The 17950-nt window shown below is 44.8% G+C and carries 14 protein-coding genes and 1 tRNA gene; 12 read left to right on the forward strand and 3 right to left on the reverse strand.

Annotated features, from left to right (window positions below; translation table 11 throughout):
- Positions 1 to 8: 8 nt before the first annotated feature.
- The 6 genes from F3I09_RS31930 (at position 9) to F3I09_RS31955 (ending at position 5183) form a co-directional block, all read left to right on the forward strand.
- On the forward strand, positions 9 to 926 hold the full coding sequence (locus F3I09_RS31930) for an EamA family transporter (RefSeq protein ID WP_149699113.1): 918 nt from the start codon (positions 9 to 11) through the stop codon (positions 924 to 926).
- Entirely contained in the window at positions 907 to 1842 is a 936-nt protein-coding gene (locus tag F3I09_RS34250; RefSeq protein ID WP_188134039.1) for a GNAT family N-acetyltransferase, read from the forward strand. Before F3I09_RS31930 ends, F3I09_RS34250 begins: the two co-directional genes overlap by 20 nt.
- 108 nt (positions 1843 to 1950) lie before the next feature.
- On the forward strand, positions 1951 to 2508 hold the full coding sequence (locus F3I09_RS31940; protein ID WP_149699114.1) for an NUDIX hydrolase: 558 nt from the start codon (positions 1951 to 1953) through the stop codon (positions 2506 to 2508).
- A 38-nt stretch (positions 2509 to 2546) separates the two neighbouring features.
- Positions 2547 to 3338, forward strand: coding sequence for a 23S rRNA (guanosine(2251)-2'-O)-methyltransferase RlmB (gene rlmB / locus F3I09_RS31945; RefSeq protein WP_149699115.1), 792 nt, complete (start codon positions 2547 to 2549; stop codon positions 3336 to 3338).
- A gap of 14 nt (positions 3339 to 3352) precedes the next feature.
- Positions 3353 to 4198 (forward strand): hydroxymethylglutaryl-CoA lyase, encoded by an 846-nt coding sequence (locus tag F3I09_RS31950; RefSeq protein ID WP_149699116.1) that lies wholly within the window; start codon positions 3353 to 3355, stop codon positions 4196 to 4198.
- Between the two features lie 4 nt (positions 4199 to 4202).
- Positions 4203 to 5183, forward strand: coding sequence for a GSCFA domain-containing protein (locus F3I09_RS31955; protein WP_149699117.1), 981 nt, complete (start codon positions 4203 to 4205; stop codon positions 5181 to 5183).
- A 395-nt stretch (positions 5184 to 5578) separates the two neighbouring features.
- On the opposite strand, the gene F3I09_RS31960 is transcribed toward F3I09_RS31955, so the two are convergent.
- A complete protein-coding gene (locus tag F3I09_RS31960) occupies positions 5579 to 7063 on the reverse strand; it encodes an MFS transporter (RefSeq protein WP_149699118.1) in 1485 nt (494 codons plus the stop codon).
- 166 nt (positions 7064 to 7229) lie between these two features.
- Here F3I09_RS31960 and F3I09_RS31965 point away from each other — a divergent pair, with 166 nt between their 5' ends.
- On the forward strand, positions 7230 to 9470 hold the full coding sequence (locus F3I09_RS31965; RefSeq protein ID WP_149699119.1) for a patatin-like phospholipase family protein: 2241 nt from the start codon (positions 7230 to 7232) through the stop codon (positions 9468 to 9470).
- On the opposite strand, the gene F3I09_RS31970 is transcribed toward F3I09_RS31965, so the two are convergent.
- Complete coding sequence (locus F3I09_RS31970; RefSeq protein ID WP_149699120.1) at positions 9467 to 10063, reverse strand: tRNA-(ms[2]io[6]A)-hydroxylase; 597 nt, start codon at positions 10061 to 10063, stop codon at positions 9467 to 9469. The two genes, F3I09_RS31965 and F3I09_RS31970, sit on opposite strands and share 4 nt — an antisense overlap.
- A gap of 26 nt (positions 10064 to 10089) precedes the next feature.
- Between F3I09_RS31970 and F3I09_RS31975 the strand changes: the two genes are divergently transcribed.
- The 5 genes from F3I09_RS31975 (at position 10090) to F3I09_RS31995 (ending at position 17560) form a co-directional block, all read left to right on the forward strand.
- Positions 10090 to 11199, forward strand: coding sequence for a pyridoxal phosphate-dependent aminotransferase family protein (locus tag F3I09_RS31975; protein WP_149699121.1), 1110 nt, complete (start codon positions 10090 to 10092; stop codon positions 11197 to 11199).
- A gap of 51 nt (positions 11200 to 11250) precedes the next feature.
- Positions 11251 to 13674 carry a penicillin acylase family protein gene (locus tag F3I09_RS31980; RefSeq protein ID WP_149699122.1) on the forward strand — a complete coding sequence of 808 codons (2424 nt, stop codon included), beginning with the start codon at positions 11251 to 11253 and terminating at the stop codon, positions 13672 to 13674.
- Between the two features lie 75 nt (positions 13675 to 13749).
- A tRNA-Lys gene (locus tag F3I09_RS31985) sits at positions 13750 to 13822 on the forward strand.
- A gap of 421 nt (positions 13823 to 14243) precedes the next feature.
- Positions 14244 to 15044: a hypothetical protein gene (locus F3I09_RS31990; protein WP_149699123.1), complete on the forward strand. Its 801-nt coding sequence runs from the start codon at positions 14244 to 14246 to the stop codon at positions 15042 to 15044.
- A gap of 206 nt (positions 15045 to 15250) precedes the next feature.
- The gene (locus F3I09_RS31995; RefSeq protein WP_149699124.1) at positions 15251 to 17560 is read left to right on the forward strand and encodes a toll/interleukin-1 receptor domain-containing protein; all 2310 of its coding nucleotides are present in this window, start codon (positions 15251 to 15253) and stop codon (positions 17558 to 17560) included.
- An 81-nt stretch (positions 17561 to 17641) separates the two neighbouring features.
- On the opposite strand, the gene F3I09_RS32000 is transcribed toward F3I09_RS31995, so the two are convergent.
- Positions 17642 to 17950: transposase (locus F3I09_RS32000; protein WP_188134040.1), on the reverse strand; the 309-nt coding region annotated here is incomplete at its 5' end.

A 17950-nucleotide genomic window follows, 5' to 3' on the forward strand; every position in this document is an offset into this window, starting at 1 on the left:
TTCGGAGTATGAAAAAGTCAAACACGAATGCCTATATGGCATTAGTGGTAGTCAGTATTTTCTGGGGTACCACTTACCTGGCCTCCAGGATCGGCGTACGCCACATGCATGGTCTTATGCTGGCGGGAATCAGGCAGACAATTGCAGGTATGCTTTTAACAAGTTTCTTTTTGCTGAAGGGATATAAGTTTCCGGAAAAGGTTGTCTTGTCGCGCCTCTTCGTGATCGGTGTGATGATGCTCTGTCTGAGCAATGGCCTGATCACATGGGCAATGCAGTATATACCCAGCGGACTTTGTGCGATCATTGTAGCAACAGTGCCGATCTGGATAACTATATTCAGTTACTTCCTGGTGCAACGTACGAAGTTCACGATCCTGCTGGTGGCAGGAATGCTGATCGGGTTATTGGGCGTAGGTGGTATCTTCTATGATTATCTTTCAAGTCTGACCAATCCGGAATTCCGCTTCGGGATCTTTCTGACACTGGTAGCCTGTATCAGCTGGGCGATAGGATCAGTGTTGACAGCACGCTGGGCGCTGAAGATCAACTTTCTTTATGGCGCGGGATTCCAGATGTTATTCAGTGGAATCGTTATGACGATTGTGGCAACAATGATGGGACAGTCGTTACCGTTAGACGGATTTAATATTGAGTTGTGGGGTAGTTTGCTATACCTGATCTTTATAGGATCGATATTGGGATATTCATCTTATGTGTTCGTGTTGAATAATCTGCCGCCTTCCCTTGCATCCGTATATGCTTATATCAATCCGATAGTAGCTGTATTGCTGGGATGGCTGATCCTGCAGGAGCACCTGAACTGGGTAACAGGTCTTTCCTGCATGGTAACGCTGGGAGGCGTGTACATGGTCAACAGAGCTGTCAATAAAAACAAACAACAATATGGCACCACTACAAAGTAATGAAGTAAAACTGGTTGACTATATACCGGCTTATCAGCCACATTTCGAGCGACTGAACAAGTGGTGGATAGAAAAGTATTTTACGGTAGAGCCGGTGGATGAGGACGTGCTTGGTAAGCCCGACCAGCATATCATTGCAAAGGGAGGAGATATCATTTTTGCGATGGTTGGTGAAACAATTGCAGGCACTGTAGCGTTAAAATCTATAGACGCAGAGACAGCAGAGATGACCAAGATGGCTGTTGATGAAGCATATCAGGGACACCGGATAGGTTGGAAACTAGCTGAGGGTATCCTGGAAGTGGCCAGGAAGAAGGGATTGAAAAAAGTTGTCTTGTACTCTAATACTAAACTGGTACCAGCACTGAACATGTATCAGAAACTGGGATTCCGGGAAATACCGGTGGAAGAAGGGCGCTACGAGCGCAGCACCATCAAAATGGAAATAGTATTTGGTGAAGAAAACAGGCATTATGCTATAGCTGATGGATTAATAGATGCAATAAATGCAGCGGTGCCGCTTTTAAAACAAATCCCTGAAACCGTAGCAGCAGAGCGGATTAGCAGAGGTAAGTGGAGTCCGAAAGAGATAATCGGACATCTTATTGATTCAGCAATTAATAATAATGTTCGTTTTATACGATCTCAACAGATATCTTTGTTGGAGATTCCTGGATATGCGCAGGATTTTTGGGTAAAGGGACAAGCCTGGCAGTTCAGCAGCTGGCAGGAATTGATTGAGTTATGGGCGGGAATGAATAAGCATCTGGCGTTGACTGTACGCGCCATACCCGCGAAGGCACTACAACATCTGATAAAGATTAATGAGAAAGAACCTGTCACACTGGAATATGTGGTGACGGATTATTTAGAGCATTTAAAACACCACCTAACGCAGGTGAAAATAATATTATAAAGATACGATTTAGATTTAGGTATGATGTTCAAAAGGTATTTACCGCCGACATCTGGTTGACACCGTCTCGTTTCCAACGAGGCGGTTTTTTTTTGCTTTCTTTGCTATATGGATACACAAGCAAATCCCTGGACGATCTTATCCAGTGAAAGAAAATATGATAACCCGTGGATAAGGATAACAGAACATCAGGTCCTGAATCCATCCGGAGGCAGAGGCATTTATGGCATAGTACACTTTAAGAATGCCGCTATTGGTGTGGTAGCCCTGGATGAGGATAACCATATCTACCTGGTGGGGCAATACCGTTTTGCATTGGAGCAGTTCACCTGGGAGATCCCCGAGGGTGGAGGACCGCTGGGTGGAGATCCGCTGGTGAGCGCTAAAAGGGAGCTACTGGAGGAAACCGGCCTGGTAGCCAGCGACTGGACACCCATTGTGAAGATGCACCTGTCCAACTCCGTTTGTGATGAAGCGGGTGTGGTGTACCTGGCCCGCGGACTGGAACAAAGGACGGCAGAACCCGAAGAAACGGAGCAGCTGTATGTTAAAAAGGTACCTTTTGAGACAGCCTACCAGATGGTCAAAAACTATGAAATCACCGACTCCCTGTCCATTGCCGCCATTCAGAAGATAAAGCTGATGATGCTGGAAGGAGAGATATGAGTTCCCCAATTGGCATTAAATTCCGTTCTTTGCAGATAATGGAACAAAGAAGATTTAAAAAGCCTGGTGGATTTCGCCAGCATGCCCCCAGACCAAAGGCATCGTCCATGGTGATTGGCAGGCAGCCGGTTGTGGAAGCGATCAATGCAGGAAAGGCAATAGAGCGTATTTACATGTTGCGTGGCGCAACCGGGGATATCATCCCCCAGATCAAAAAGTTAGCCGATCAGTACAACATCCCGGTGAACCTTGTTCCGGTGGAAAAACTGAATGGATTGACGTCATTTAATCACCAGGGTGTCATTGCCATTACAGGGCAGATCAATTATCTTGACCTGCAGGATGTGATATCACATGTGACCGAACAGGGAGAGACGCCATTGTTCCTCATTCTCGATGGGATCACTGACGTCCGTAATATTGGCGCTATCGCCCGTAGCGCTGTTTGCTGCGGCGCCCAGGCCATCATTATTCCCGACAGGGGAATAGCTGCGCTGAACGAGGAAGCCATCAAATCTTCCGCCGGCGCCCTGGAAAGGATCTCTGTATGCCGGGTGAACAGTCTGCTGAAAGCGATTGATACCCTTCACCTGAATGGCATTAAGGTGATTTCCAGCGAGATGGAGGCAGAAACCAAACTCTATGACTGCCAGTTGCAGGAACCGGTAGCTGTGATCATGGGATCGGAAGACAAGGGTGTATACCCGGCCCTCCTGAAGGCGTCAGATACCCTGTTCCACATTCCTATGGCCGGAAACTTCGAATCCTTCAACGTATCTGTTGCTGCAGGCATCATATTGTATGAAGCTATGAAGCAAAGAGGCGCATAAAAAATCACCAGTAAATGAAACTGATCGAATGTCCACGTGATGCCATGCAAGGCTGGCACAGGCTAATAAGCACGGATGAAAAGGTAGCATATCTGAATGCGCTGCTGAAAGTAGGGTTTGATACCCTCGATTGTGGCAGCTTCGTATCTCCTAAAACCATCCCCCAGATGGCAGATACCGCTGAGGTGATCTCCCGCCTGGATATGACCGGTACAAAAACTAAACTGCTGGCTATTGTGGCCAATCAGCGGGGTGCTGAAGAAGCTGTGGTGTTCGATGAGATTGCTTACCTGGGATATCCTTTTTCCATATCAGAAACTTTTCAGCTACGGAATACCAACAAGACCATCCTGGCCTCCATGGAGCTGGTAGAAACTCTCCAGGAACTGTGCATTAAAAACAGCAAACAGCTGGTGGTCTATATATCCATGGGATTTGGTAATCCTTATGGAGATCACTACGATGCCTCCATTGCCCTTCGCTGGGTGGATGAGCTGGTACAGCGGGATATTGCGATAATCTCCCTGGCTGATACAGTGGGTGTGGCCAATCCTGAGATCATTACCAAACTGTACTCAACCTTAATACCGGCCTACCCGTTGGTAGAGTTTGGCGCACATTTTCATTCTGCGCCTCAGCGTTGGGAGGAAAAAGTAGCGGCAGCCTACGATCAGGGTTGCAGACGTTTCGATAGTGCGATCAAGGGAATTGGTGGCTGTCCGATGGCACACAATGAACTGGTAGGGAACCTGGCAACCGAGCGTCTGCTGGATTTCAGTGTGGAACGACATGAACAGCTGGGCCTTGACATAACAGCACTCTGGGCTGCTCAGGAAATTGCGGACCGTATTTTTTATTAGTATCATGACAAACTTTCGCCTGACATTTCCTGTTTCTCCGATTGCAACACCTGTCCGGTATACTGATAAAATACTGATGATGGGATCCTGTTTTGCAGAGGAGATAGGGGAACGTTTACAACAATATCATTTTGATGCCCTGGTGAATCCCCATGGCATCTTATATAACCCGATCAGCATCACCCAGGCGCTGCACACCTATCTCGATGGGAAACAATATACTGTGGATGATCTCTTTTCTCACGGCGATTTATGGCATAGCTGGGACCATCACAGCCGTTTTTCCGGACTGGAGATGGAAGAGGTACTGGCAGGGATCAATGCAGCGCAGGAATCGGCCACTAAACGATTGGAAGAGGCTGACTGGCTGATCATTACGCTTGGATCGGCATACACCTATACGCTCGCTTCCGGCAATCAGATAGTAGGCAATTGCCATAAGGTACCTTCCTCTCATTTTCATAAGAGATTACTCTCCCCGCCAGATGCGATTTCTGCATTGGATAACCTGATGCATCGTCTTTTCTTCCGGAACAGGAACGTAAAGATCATGTTTACAATAAGTCCTGTGCGTTACGCCAGGGATGGGGTAGTGGAGAATAATCTCAGTAAAGCGGTATTGATACAAACAGTACATCACCTGGTCAATAAATTCGACAGGCTGTTTTATTTCCCCGCCTATGAACTGGTGATAGACGACTTGCGGGATTACCGTTTTTATAAAGAGGATCTGGTACATCCCAATGAACTGGCCGTCAATTACGTATGGGATCATTTTACGGCCAGCTGCGTATCAGAAGAGGGACGCCGGCTGTTACCGCTGGTTGCGGAGATCAACCGTGCCAGGCAACATAGGCCATTCAATCCGGCCAGCAGTCAGCATCAGCAATTTCTTCAGACTTATGCAGGGAAAACGAAGCAGTTAATGAAAGAATATCCATTTCTAAGGCTGGAAGAAATACTGGCTTATTTTGAAGCGGATTAAGGTATTGCTTTGGTTTCAGATGAGAGAGGCCGGGCTGTATCCCTTTTCGAGGTCCTTACCATTTAGCTTTATCAGTCGTGTGGGGCAATTGAATATTTATTAAACCCCTGGTCAAGCGTGTCGGCACTCTCAAAGGGATAAGGTCCATCTGAACCCGCCGCAGTTGAAGTGTTCCGCTAATAGTAGGACGTTTTGTAATCAGAAATACAAAAGAGGGATTTACGCTTATTACGCAAATCCCTCTTCTTTATAAGCAATAAAAGATGTCCTCTTTTATATTTCCTATTACCGTTCAGTCTTGCCATAGCCGAAATGCCTGATCTGCGGCGGTTTCAGATGGCGATGCAGGGCCTGGAAACCAACAGCCACAAAAACGATCTCAGTCCAAAGCAGCACTAATCCTGGTTAATCATATTCCCCTTGATCCCCACTATGCCCACTACAAAGCATATCAACGCAATAATGATCGGGTAGAACAACCCTGCCAGATGATGATGTGTTTGTGTCACGAGTAAGGTGGATACCGTCGGTAATAATCCTCCGAAAACCCCATTCCCGATATGATAAGGTAAGGACATGGAAGTATACCGGATACGGGTAGGGAAGAGCTCTACCAGGAAGGCCGCTATCGGACCGTATACCATGGTAACGAAAATAACCTGTATGAATACCAGCAGGATCAGCCACCAGAGTTGAGCATTGCTGACAATAACTTCTTTTACTACTTCAGATTTACCATCGGTAACGGTGACTGTCTCCCTGGCTTTTGACCCATCAGTAAAGGTCCTGATCTTCACGGATTTCTCGATATTCTGCATTTTGTCATTCCGGGAGATGGAATTTTCGATGCTGTATTTAGTAGTATCTTCTGTTTTGAGACTGAGATCCGCCACGCGGTCCATACCCGCATAGATGGGGAAGTAAGCCAGCGCAGCGATAAGCATACCCGTCATCATGATCTTCTTACGGCCGATTTTATCAGACAGTTTACCAAAGTAGATAAAGAACGGCGTACCCAGCACGAGTGCTACGGCGATAATGATATTGGACTGTACAAATTCTACCTGCATGGTTTTTTGCAGGAAAGAGAGGGCATAGAACTGGCCGGTATACCAGATCACACCTTGTCCCATAGCGGCGCCGAAAAGCGCCAGTAATACCAGCCGGAGATTCTCCTTTTTACCGAAGCTTTCCTTAATAGGATTAGTTGACGTTTTGCCCTCTGATTTCAGTTGCAGGAAAAGAGGGGATTCCTTGAGGCGTATGCGGATATAGTACGACATGATCACCAGTACGATGGACAGCCAGAACGGGATACGCCATCCCCAGCTGTTGAAATCTTCAGTCGTAAGACTGGTACGGGTGATCAGTATGACAGCGAGTGAAACAAACAGCCCCAGGGTTGCGGTCGTCTGGATAAAACTGGTGTAATATCCCCGCTGATGATGGGGCGAATGTTCGGCTACATAGGTAGCAGCGCCTCCGTATTCACCACCGAGGGCCAGGCCTTGTAATAGCCTTAATACCAATACGATAATCGGCGCCAGAATGCCTATACGCTGGTAACTGGGGATGAGGCCGATGGCAAAAGTGGAACCACCCATGATCATTAAGGTGAGCAGGAAGGTGTACTTACGTCCGACAATATCTCCAAGTCTGCCAAAAACAAGCGCTCCGAAAGGCCTTACGATGAATCCCACAGCAAAGGTTGCCAACGTGGCAATGTAGGCCAGATCAGGGTTGCTGGGCGGGAAGAACTTCTGGGAAATGATAGCGGAAAGACTTCCAAAAATGTAGAAATCGTACCACTCAATCAGTGTTCCTGCGGACGAGGCCAGTATTACCTGCCAGATGGATTGTGTAATTTTGCTGTTGTTCATACGTGGTTACTTGGTTAATACGAATGTATAATATAGGAAAATTGTTGTAATTGTTATAGCATTTACATATTTCTATGGGGGAAAGGGTGGAATAAGGCGTCTGATATTAGAAGTATTTCTATTAACTTTATTTGGGACTTCAGGATTGCACACCACAAGAACAAATATGCGTAAACGCCAGGCTTTAGTTTATTTCTTCATTATATTCCTTTTACCCGCAGTTGTTTTTGCGCAGGAGGGAGGGAAAAGGCCCAAGATCGGTCTTACCCTGAGTGGCGGTGGTGCTAGAGGACTGGCGCATATCGGTATTCTCCAGGCGCTTGACAGTGCCGGCCTGAAAGTGGATTACATTACCGGTACCAGTATGGGGAGTATCATTGGTTCCCTCTACGCCATGGGATATTCCGGTGATGCAATAGAAAAAATGGCTCATGAAATGGACTGGGACAACCTGTTCTCCAATCAGCCGGTACTGACCGACATTTCCTACGAAGAAAAGAGGGAGTACAACAAATATCTGATAGAAATACCTTTTGAATACGGAAAACCGAAACTGGCATCCGGGGTAATTGCGGGTGAACAGTTATGGCTGGAACTGGCCCGTTTGTGCTGGCCGGTGAATGGAGTGAGAGATTTCTCAAAGTTTAATATCCCCTTTAAATGTATTGCCACTGACGTTACTACCGGCGATATCGTCACCCTGGACACCGGTGATATTGTGACCGCTATCCGTGCCAGTATGGCTATTCCATCTGTATTTACCGCAGTAAAGATCGGCGATAAGAAGCTGGTGGATGGTGGCGTGGTGCGTAACTTTCCCGTGATCACTGCGAAAGAAATGGGAGCGGATCTTGTTATCGGCTCTAATGTGAGCGGTGGATTGCGGAAGGCTGACCAGCTGGTCACACCGCTGGATATTATTTACCAGCTGGGTTTTTACAAGGACGCTGACGACTTTAAACAGGCGAAGAAACTAACCGATATTTACATTCAGCATCACCTGGAGAACTATAGTGCCGCCAGCTTTGGCAGTGTGGATTCCCTGCTTGACCTCGGCAAAAGAAAAGGGGCGGAAATGTACCCGGTATTCAAGAGGATGGCGGATTCATTGAATGCATTATATCCACCGGAAGCGCCTTTTCATAAGAACCGTTTACCCTTTACGCCGGATATAGAGCTGGTGGACATCAAAGTAGCAGGACTGTTGCATTCTGATAAGAAGTTTTTCCTCGGAAGACTGGGACTGGTGAAAGATGGATGTTATACTCCTAACGATATCAAAGAGGCTGTGCTGAACGTATTTGGTACACGCTTTTATAAAATGATCACTTACGAGCTGGAGCCCAAAGGGGACAGTAAAAGTGAGATGAATATTTCAGTAGAGGAAAACCCGCTGACGTATGTGAAGTTCGCGCTGCAATACAATAGTTTCACGAATGCCAGCGCTATTGTGAATATTACGCAGCGCAACTTCGTTGTACCGAACTCCCGTGCATTTGTGAGTGTAGCAATAGGAGAGAACCCAAGGGTATTGGCGGAGTTCTTCAAATACCTGGGACCGAAAAGGAATTTCGGATTCGGGCTCGGCGCTTATTTTGAGGATGATGCACTGACCTTATACAAAGATTTCAAACGACAGATGGAATATCATCTGAAGTATCTGAATGGCGATATCCGTTTTCAGTATACACTGAATCGTATGATGGCCATTGGTGTAGGCAGCAGGTATGAATTCCTGAATATCAATCCCCGGTATGAATCTGTTGAAGTATTGAGAGGGAACGGGAACCAGATGAACAGTTATATATACTTCGGCATCAACTCTTTGGACCGGAAGATTTTTCCCCGCCGCGGGGTAGATCTGCAGCTTGAATCAGGCTGGGTATACCGTCAGCAGGAGGGGTACCACTTGTATAAGGATGGAGTGGAGGTATCGCCGGCAGACTATAATTATGGCTTCAACAACTATCAGCGTACGATCATGCAGATGAAGTACAATATTCCTTTCAATTATAATGGCACCTTACAGGTGCAGCTGGGAGGCGCTGCTAATTTCAATCACCGGCAGGGACCAGTTAACGCCTTCATATTGGGAGGATTGAACAACGTGATGCGCAATCAGCTGCCGATCGTAGGCATCAGGGAAGCGGAAATTACGACATCCAGTGCGGCTACTATCCAGTTGTCTTACCAGTATGAGCTGATGCGCAATATTTATGCTATTCCCCGTGCAGGTGTGGCCTTGTACGATTTCCTGGGAGATGTTTCCTCGAAATATAAATACATGAGTGGTTATGGTGTGACGGGCGGATATTCCTCTTTCCTCGGGCCTATAGAAGCATCCCTGATGTACTGTGATCAGGATGGGCGTTTACGGATGTATGTAAACATCGGCTTCAATTTTTAGTGCATCCGGTCGCCCCGTACTTCCAGGTTGTCAATGATCTCGGCCTCTATGGTCAGCCATTCCTGCCAGCGGGTCTTTACCTTGTCTTCCGGTACATACTCATTGGCCAGGTCTATAAAAAGGCGGTAGTGACCTGCTTCAGATATCATGAATTTACGGTAGAATTCACGCAGGTATTCATCTTCCAGGCCCTCGCTCAGTAAACGGAAACGCTCGCAGCTACGGGCCTCAATAAGGGCAAATATGAGCAGCCTGTCCAGCAGGACTGACTGAGGATCGCCGCCTTTCTCCTGGTGTGTCATCAGGGCATTCACATACATATCTTTCCGCTGTCTTCCGAGGGTATAACCGCGTTTACGCATCTCTGCCAGCACCTGGCGGAAATGTCCCCATTCTTCCGTTACAATAGGAGCCAGTTCCTGTACCAGTCTGTCCTTTTCGGGATAGCGTTGTATTAGTGATATGCAGGATGTCGCGGCTTTTTGTTCGCAGAAGGCATGATCTGTCAGAACTTCTTCCAGGGAAATAGCTGCCAGGTTTACCCAGCGGGGATCAGTCGGAAGGTGCAGACCTAAAATGGACACTTTACTCATAGGGCAAAGTTACTTAGCTTTGGGAGATGAAAGAAGATTTTCTTTTAAAGCAATTGGCGCAGCGGCAGGAGCAGCATGCGTTCCGGCAGCTGAGGCTCCCGGCCCCGGGTGCGGTGGATTTCTGTTCGAATGATTACCTGGGTCTGGCGCATAGCGCTGCGATGCAGGAAGGCGTGCATACTTTATTGCAGGCAAGGCCGTATATGCATGGCAGTACAGGCTCCCGTTTACTGGCGGGGAATTATGCCTGGATAGAGGAGGCGGAAAGCATGCTGGCAACATTCCATCAGAGTGGGGCGGGCCTGATCTATAATTCCGGTTATGATGCGAATCTGGGTTTATTTTCCTCCGTACCGCAGAAGGGGGATACCATCATTTATGATCAGCTGATCCATGCGTCTATCAGGGATGGTATCCGCTTGTCGAAGGCGCAGGCGTTTTCTTTTTTACATAATGACCTGGAGGATCTGGGGAAAAAGCTGCAGCATGCCGCCGGTAATATATTCGTAGCGGTAGAATCCGTCTATTCCATGGATGGAGATATGGCGCCGTTAAAGGAGATTGCAGCTATGTGTGAACAGTACAGTGCGCATCTCATTGTGGATGAGGCGCATGCAACAGGTGTAGTAGGAGGAAAAGGAGAGGGCCTGGTGCAACACCTGCAGCTGCAGCAGGCATGTTTTGCGCGTGTGAATACATTTGGTAAGGCAGTAGGCTGTCATGGGGCAGTAGTGCTGGGCAGTCCGCACCTGCGTGATTTTCTGATTAATTTTTCCAGATCATTTATTTATACCACTGCATTGCCAGCTACGGCTATTGCCGCTATTGTAGCCAGTTATGAGCTGTTCCCGTATATGCATTCGGCTCGTGAACATCTTGCAGCGTTAATTACTCATTTCAGGAAAGGAGTGGCCAGTCTCAGTACATTGTATAGCGAAACACCTATCCAGGTAGTATTGACGCCAGGTAATGAGGCCACGCGCAGTTTAGCCTCCAGTCTGCAGTCGGCCGGCCTGGATGTAAGGGCTATCCTGCATCCTACGGTTCCGAAGGGGAAGGAGCGTTTAAGGATTGTATTGCATAGTTTCAATACGATGGAGGAAGTGGACCGGTTGATAAAAGCATTGGTACAGTAGTGGTAATATCGCCGGTATATTTTATGTATATTAGCAGATAACCTAGCACGTATGAGATTTGTTCCCTTTACCGTTAGCGCGGTGATAACCATTACATTGATAGTATGTCTTGATCGTTCCTGGGGCTCGCTGCCACCGTTGGGCAGGTTGTTAAGTCCGCAGGAGGGCTTCTGGCAGAATGCCACATCTATCAGTAAAGACTACAATGAAGACCTGAAGGTACCCGGCTTGAAAGGGAAAGTAGAGGTTTGGCTGGACGATAGAATGGTGCCTCACATCTTTGCAGAGAATACAACAGACGCTTACTACGTAGAGGGATATATGCATGCCCGTGACCGTCTTTGGCAGATGGAGCTGCAGTCGTTTGCTGCTGCTGGTCGTTTGTCAGAGATCCTGGGAAGTAAAATGATCACTTATGACAGGCAGCAGCGCCGTCTGGGCATGTTATATGGTGCAGAGCAGGCGCTGAAAGCGATGGAAGATGATCCGGTAGCCGGAGCCGCTATTAATGCTTACTCCGATGGTGTTAATGCCTATATCAGTACGCTTACCAGAGCAACACTTCCACTGGAATATAAACTGCTGAACTATAAACCGGAGAAATGGACACCTTTGAACTCAGCCCTGTTGCTGAAAATGATGGCGGCAGATCTGGCAGGAGGGGCTAATGATCTCGTTTATACCAATGCCCGCCAGCTTTTCAGTAAAGAAGACTTTGCTAAAATGTACCCCGATTTCGGGGATAGCATTGATCCTATCATTCCGCGGGGTACACAATATCCTGCGCCCAGCGTAAAGGTAACTGTGCCGGCAGACAGTATTCTGAAAGCGGCGGGAGTAATACTACATTTCAAGGAAGACAAACCTGATCCTGATAATGGCAGTAATAACTGGGCGGTAGCCGGTTCCAAGACACGTTCCGGTGCGCCTATCCTCGCTAACGATCCTCACCTGGGCCTGAGCCTGCCTTCCCTCTGGTATGAAGCGCAGATCCATACACCTGAGATGAATGTCTATGGTGCGACGCTGCCGGGTGCGCCTGGTGTCATCATCGGTTTTAATGATCATATTGCCTGGGGCGTAACCAACGGGGCAGAGGATGTGAAAGACTTCTACCTGATGCAGTTCCGTAATGGTAAACAGCAATACCTGTTTAATGGCGCTTACCGTAATGCAGACCTGCATATAGAGAAGATCAATGTGAAAGGGGAGAAGCCTTACTATGATACGGTGGCATACACTGTATGGGGACCTGTGGTGTATGACAATGTATTTCCGGATACGGCTACGGGCCACCAGTTCCTCGCTATGCGCTGGAAAGCACTGGACCCTTCTAACGAGATCAGGACATTCCTGGAGCTTAATAAAGCTCATAATTACAACGATTATTTAGCTGCTTTAAAATATTATACCTGTCCTGCACAGAACTTCGCATTTGCCGCTAAAACGGGCGAAATAGCACTCTGGCATAACGGGCAATTCCCTTTACGCTTTAAGGATCAGGGTAAATGGATCATGCCGGGAAGCGACAGCACTTTCGCGTGGCAGGGATATGTGCCGCAGGAGGAGAATCCACATATCCTCAATCCTGCGCGTGGTTTTGTCAGCTCTGCCAACCAGCATCCGACTGACAGTACTTATCCTTACCGTTATGTAGCTGACTTTGATCTCTTCCGGGGAAAACGTATCAACGAAGTGCTGGCGGCAGACAGTCAAATCACTGTACAGCAGATGATGGATCTGCAGAATGATTTCCTGAATCCTTTTGCCCGCGCAGCCCTGCCGATGATCAGAGCTCATCTGCCTGTATCCCTGCTTACATCTGACCAGCGGACTTACTGGGAGCTCCTGGACAAATGGAACCTGCAGAGTAGTCCGGAGAGTAAGGCAGCTACTATCTTCAACATCTTCTGGGATAAGCTGCAATCTGCTATCTGGGATGATGATATTGTCCGCGAAAAGACGCCCTTGCAGCAGCCATGGGAAAAGACTACCCTGCTCTGGCTCATCCGCGATTCTTCCATGAAATTTATAGACAACATCCATACGCCGGAAAAAGAGACACTCTCTCAAACTATACTGACTGCTTTCGCCTTTGCTGCTGATAGTGCCAAAGTGTTAGACGGCGAACATAAATTAGAGTTTGGCCGTTTCCGTGGTACGAATATCCGTCACCTGACGCGGTCAATTATTCCGTTCAGTGCTATGAATCTTCGGACCGGAGGAGGACGTCATATTGTGAATGCCACCAAACAAATCCATGGGCCTTCGTGGAAGATGGTGGTAGAACTGAGTGCGAAGACAGTGGCATATGGTATCTATCCCGGTGGGCAAAGCGGTAACCCTGGTAGTCCGTTCTATGACAATGCTGTGCAGGATTGGGTGCAGGGGAAATATTATCTTCTGCATGTGTTCGATCCGAAGGAAGATACTGACCCTGCAGTGAAGTTTAAGGTGCGGTTTAGTAAAGGGTGAAAATTTTTCTAAAAAATATTTGGAAGGGAATATATAATTCCTATCTTTGCACTCCCAATCACGAAAAGAGGGAATGATTCCGTAGCTCAGTTGGTAGAGCAATACACTTTTAATGTATGGGTCCTGGGTTCGAGTCCCAGCGGGATCACGGAAATAAAGCGCTTCAGGTTCAAGGACTTGAAGCGTTTTTGTTTTTGGAGAGTTATACAATGCGTTTATTATCAACCACTAGCAAGTTCGAGTATCAAGTGTTTTCTGAAGTAATTGCTTTCTTGATATGACATTAAACATATGTCTCGATTTCCCTTGAAAACGTAATATTATGGCATTCATTTTTGCTGTAGCTATATCTTGCTCATACTCTTAAGCCCTAATAGCATGGAATACGTTCGTCTCTGAGAATGGGTATTGCTTAACTTGGCATTAACGAGTAATAAATCATTATTTCATACATTGATTTCAGTAGCTGATTAACAATTAGCCATATTCTTTAAATATAGCGTAACTGATTGCACGTGTTTTTAGATCAAAATCATATCGTATAAATATACAATCCCACACGATTAATTATGAAAAATTGGATATTAGTTTTTGGAGGTGGAACAATCATCGTTACATTACTAACTGCCCATTTTACCTATAAACACGATGATACTGCAGTATATATGTGTGCCGTTATTGCCTCAGCAATGTCGATTCTTACATTAATCACCGCTCAGAAGAAACAGGATGAAGATGAGCGGGAAAATAAGAGATTAACCAGTGTTCAAATCAATAATTTAGAGAATCTTAATGAAGCGACCGAGCGCGCCGAGAAAAGTGAAAAGGAATTCCGGCTGTATATGACTGGCGGGGGCGCAATTCCTAAACTTACAGTGAATGTAATACGTCGTATAGATATCGCAGCAATAGGGCCATTTGTTGAACTTCAACTTAATATTGAAAACCCTGGCGATTATCCATTACACCAGGTAAACATTCAAATATCTGATTTATTTGGGTATGAACTGTATAATCAGGTACGTATATATAGGAGTTTGACCAATGGATATACATTCAATTCAAAACCGAAGCACATTGACATTTCAGACTATAAATCTACACAAGAAGTACACCTACCGACAATACCAAAGAAATCAACCTTTATTCCGATTTACACAACTTGCTATAGACTAATAAAAGATCATGAAGTTGGACCAGTTGTTCATATAACCTGGAGTTCAGGTAGTCTTGTATTCTACCTTATATTTAGTAGAGATGAGACATCATTCGAATTTGTAAAATTGCCCGAAGTTGTATTAAATGGAGATACGTTGAAAGATGATGACGATAAGCATTTCACTTTTACCAAAAGAGAATTTAATGCATGATTATCATTTTTTATTTTTTGTTTCTTAATTTAGGAACGATCCAAATGTTGTTTGATATTTGAGTCGAGGATAAACCCAGTTAGGAAGAATTACTATTCTATTGATGAAATTATATATTTAGCTATATTTGGAAGCCTTATGATTGTTTTGGGGGACAGCTGATACCTGTAGTGCTATATGGCTCAAATCAAATTACACCAGTTAGTATGTCTAAAGCTTTTATTTCGCACAGTAGCGTACAAAAACCGTTGGTTGAAACGCTTATCAGAAGAATAGGTCGGGACAATTGCATTGTCGATAAGTACAACTTTGAGGCTGGGCAACCGACTTTAGATTTAATAATACAGGGAATTGAACGCACTGACCTATTTGTTTTGCTAATCTCAAACGAAGCCTTAAATTCGACTTGGGTGCAAGACGAAATTAAATTTGCAAGGAATCTCCGCGATAAGGATATCGCTAGGCAATTACTACTATTGAATATTGACCCGAATATAAGCCACATGGATGATAGAATACCCGATTGGCTAAGAAAGGAATATAACTTAAAACCTATTCCGCATCCTGCGCTGATTTATAAAAAGATTAGCTCTAAACTCAGGGATGTAACAATACATGCACACCCTCTTGTTGAAAAAATGGAGGAAATATTTATTGGTCGTCGTGACGTGATGGATGAATTTGATAGAAAGTATTTTAATATCAAATTGACCAAGCCAAGTGTAATCACAGCCTCAGGTTTCGAGGGAGTAGGTAGGCGGAAATTTTTGAACAACGCCCTAGATAAAGCAGGGCGCTTGAATAAATTTCATGAACCGCTGAGTATTGTGTTAGATACAAGAGATAGTATCGAAGATTTTATTCTAAGAATAGAAGATCAAAATGGAATCATAGCCGAAGAAGTACTAATGAGAATAAAAGATGCTACGCTTGAAGAAAAGTTGTTGTATGCCAAAAGACTGCTTTTATCTTTTCAGGAGCAAGACGAAATTCTGTACGTTATTGACAAAGGCTGTATAATTCAGCCAAATAAAGAAACTGCGTCATGGTTTGAAGATATAATTAAATCGCCTGACTTTAACAATAATACGATCGTATGTTTGATCACTAGTTTTAGGTCATATAATACACAACTCCACATGAGTGGAAAAGTTATTAGCTTTCACATTAATGAGTTAAATCCTAGTGATAGGCAGGTGCTTTTTGTAAAATATTGCGATCTTCTCGACTTAAAGCCTGCGGAAAGCAATATTGAAACGATATTACCCGCGCTGAATGGGATGCCCAAGCAAATCTTTTTCACGACATTACTAATCAAAGATCATGGCAGTGAATACGTAGCAAGGCATATTGACGAAATAAGAAAATATGAAGATTTCAAAGTTTTTAATATCATTGAACAGATTAAGGAAGAAAATGGGCTTGCGTATGATATATTAGTATTTGTTTCCCGGTTTGAGTTTGTGAGTTTTGACATGGTCTATAAAATATTCGGTCGAAACGATGATGTTGATTCTGCTTTGGAGAAGATATATATATATGGAGCCTATGATATGATAGGAACGGATAAAGAGTATATCAAAGTTCACCACGCGATAATGGACTACATTATGAGAGCTAGGATTGATTATTCTTTGGATGTTAAACGAAAATTGCGAAAAGAAATTAACACACTAATATCTAATCAACCCGATTTTCCCGACGTTTCGGAAATATTGGTTACGATAAGATCGATTATACAAGATGGCGGTAAAATTCCTGAAAACTATTTTATTCCATCTGTTGCGCTTCGTACTATTATTGACCATTATTATGCGCAAAATTTCGTGCAAGTTTATCAACTTGCTACGAGAATGTTAGCAAACCACTATAAATATCATGATGCGATCATAAGAGAGATCAAATACTGGCATTGCCTGGCATTGGCAAAACAAAGGAATGATGAGTTTTTCGATTATATTGGGACATTTCATGGCGTAGATCATCACTTTTTGCTTGGTTTTTTTCGCCGATGTCAAAAAAGATTTGGTGAAGCTGAAAAACATTTTTTAGCAGCATTACAAGCTGATCCCGATTCACAAAAAAGTAAAAGAGAACTGGTACTTGTCCTTTTAAGCCAAGGGAAATATGGTCTTGCACTTGATACAGCAAAGAAAAATTATGAAAAGAGGAAACTTAATGCATTTCATATCCAAGCATATTTCAACTGCTTATTACGCAAAAATAGCTGGTCGCCATCTGAGAAGCAGATTATCGATGAATTAATGACTAACATAAAGAAAAGTCATGACTTTCGCGCTAACGAAATTTTTCAGGTTATGAGTGGCGAGTACGAATATTATATCAACGGAAATTTTGAGCTGGCGGTTAAGCAGTTGAATGAAGGTAGGGAAAAAAGTGCGGCAAAAAACTACTTTAATAAAGCACTTTTTGAAATTTATAAGCGTCGCGGAATGACGGAGAAGGAAAATTATTATTCACGACTTATTAATGATGAAGATGAAGATTTTATCTGATTCTTAAAGTATTACATCTTGACTGTATAATCCCTAAGCACGAGACTATAAAATATATTGTGTAAACGATAAGGCAACTGTTTAGAGCCGACATCTGTTTTCAAAGATCGTTAAAAATTGATGGAGTATGAACCCCCAGTTATGGAGAGTCATACTCCATTTCTTTTCGATGTTCATTATAGCCAGGTATACCGCCTTTTGAGCCGCAGTATCGTCAGTAAACTGTACCTTCGTCTTTGTGTACTTCCTGATACCTCTGTTGAGATTTTCAATAGTGTTGGTGGTATACATGATCTTGCGGATCTCCAGGGGGAAGTCAAAATAGCTGGTAAGATTATCCCAGTTGTTCTCCCAGGACTGAATAGCGTGACGATATTTAGTCCCCCATTT

Source organism: Chitinophaga sp. CF418 (assembly GCF_900142925.1).
Taxonomy (GTDB): Bacteria; Bacteroidota; Bacteroidia; order Chitinophagales; family Chitinophagaceae; genus Chitinophaga.

Coding starts and splice junctions, on each gene's coding strand:
- F3I09_RS31930 (WP_149699113.1), top strand. CDS start 9: ATGAAAAAGTCAAACACGAATGCCTATATGGCATTAGTGGTAGTCAGT.
- F3I09_RS34250 (WP_188134039.1), top strand. CDS start 907: ATGGCACCACTACAAAGTAATGAAGTAAAACTGGTTGACTATATACCG.
- F3I09_RS31940 (WP_149699114.1), top strand. CDS start 1,951: ATGGATACACAAGCAAATCCCTGGACGATCTTATCCAGTGAAAGAAAA.
- rlmB (WP_149699115.1), top strand. CDS start 2,547: ATGGAACAAAGAAGATTTAAAAAGCCTGGTGGATTTCGCCAGCATGCC.
- F3I09_RS31950 (WP_149699116.1), top strand. CDS start 3,353: ATGAAACTGATCGAATGTCCACGTGATGCCATGCAAGGCTGGCACAGG.
- F3I09_RS31955 (WP_149699117.1), top strand. CDS start 4,203: ATGACAAACTTTCGCCTGACATTTCCTGTTTCTCCGATTGCAACACCT.
- F3I09_RS31960 (WP_149699118.1), bottom strand. CDS start 7,063: ATGAACAACAGCAAAATTACACAATCCATCTGGCAGGTAATACTGGCC.
- F3I09_RS31965 (WP_149699119.1), top strand. CDS start 7,230: ATGCGTAAACGCCAGGCTTTAGTTTATTTCTTCATTATATTCCTTTTA.
- F3I09_RS31970 (WP_149699120.1), bottom strand. CDS start 10,063: ATGAGTAAAGTGTCCATTTTAGGTCTGCACCTTCCGACTGATCCCCGC.
- F3I09_RS31975 (WP_149699121.1), top strand. CDS start 10,090: ATGAAAGAAGATTTTCTTTTAAAGCAATTGGCGCAGCGGCAGGAGCAG.
- F3I09_RS31980 (WP_149699122.1), top strand. CDS start 11,251: ATGAGATTTGTTCCCTTTACCGTTAGCGCGGTGATAACCATTACATTG.
- F3I09_RS31990 (WP_149699123.1), top strand. CDS start 14,244: ATGAAAAATTGGATATTAGTTTTTGGAGGTGGAACAATCATCGTTACA.
- F3I09_RS31995 (WP_149699124.1), top strand. CDS start 15,251: ATGTCTAAAGCTTTTATTTCGCACAGTAGCGTACAAAAACCGTTGGTT.